Raw genomic sequence first — 1,270 nt, forward strand, 5'->3', positions numbered from 1 at the left:
ACATCCCACGCATTTTGGTGTCAAGCTGCGGTGGGTAGCTGTTGTGGCTGGGGTGGGGTGAAGGCGGTTGTCTCCTGGTAGAGCTGTCGGGTTTGCAGGCAGTGGTGAAGGCAGCCAAGGAGCCGGTTGGACAGGTGGCGCAGGGCGGCGGTGTGGCCGTCGCCGGCGGTTCTTCGGCGTTGGTAATGAGCGTGGGCGCCGGGGGAGGCGGTGAGGGCGGAGAAGGCCCAGAGATGGCTGGCGTGGGCGAGGCGCTGATTTTTCACTCGTCGGTGCATGACGATCAGGCTCTTGCCGGAGGCGCGGGTGATCGGGGCGGAGCCGGCATACGATTTCAGTGCTCGTGTATCAGCGAAGCGGGATCGGTCATCTCCGATCTCGGCGAGTACCCGGGCGCCGATGAGTCGACCGAGGCCTGCGAAGCTGGTGATGATCTCGGCGTCCGGGTGTTGATCAAAAGACTGTTCTGCGGCCGTGGCCAGGTCTTCGGCGTTGAGGCAGGCGGTGTCCAAGGCGCGCAGTAGGGCCAGGGCTTGTTGTCCCATGGCCTGTTCGACCAGGGGTGGCTGGTGCAGGGTTGCGGTGGCCAGGGCCTGGTGCAGTCGGTCAGCTTCGGCGGTGACGCCTCGTTGCCGGCCGGCTCGTCGTAGGGCGTCGGCGAGGTCGTCTGGGGTCAGTGTCGCTGCCTGGGTGGGGGTGGGCGCTGTGGCGAGTACGGCGCGGGCTTCGGGGCGGGTGATCCCGCCGCGGGCGTCGCGGAAGGCCAGCAGGAAGGTCGGGTAGTACTCGCGCAGCAGTGAGCGCAGTTTGTTGTGGGCTTGGGTTCGATCCCATACGGCGTCTTGTTGCGCACGGGCGAGAACTGCGATCGCCTGGACGAGTTCGGAGTCGTTGGGCAGCGGCCGGTGCACGGCCATGTCGGTGCGCAGAATGTTGGCCAGGACCACCGCGTCGACATGGTCGGACTTGGTGCGTGAGACGGTATATCGGTCTCGGTAACGAGCGACCGCGACCGGGTTGATCGCATAGATCCGCCGGCCGGTCGCCCGCAGGCAAGCCACCAGCAGGCCCCGGGAGGTCTCGATCGCCACGGGGATCGGCTGTTGCGGGTTGTCACCGGCGTCGGCGAGCAGGTCGATCAGCTGCCGGTAACCGGCCGCGTCATCACCGATTCTCAGCCGTGCGACCAACCCGCCGCTGTCGTTGACGATCGCGACGTCGTGGTGTTCCTCGGCCCAGTCAATTCCGCAGTAAACAGTCATAGGCATCA

Annotated in this window: 1 protein-coding gene; it reads right to left on the reverse strand. The window is 66.3% G+C overall.

What is annotated here, in order from left to right:
* Window positions 1-20 precede the first annotated feature (20 nt).
* Complete coding sequence (locus AC507J_RS32260) at window positions 21-1,262, reverse strand: IS110 family RNA-guided transposase (RefSeq protein ID WP_496294337.1); 1,242 nt, start codon at window positions 1,260-1,262, stop codon at window positions 21-23.
* Window positions 1,263-1,270: the final 8 nt, after the last annotated feature.

The sequence above is a fragment of the Micromonospora sp. PRAS1 genome (assembly GCF_059553435.1).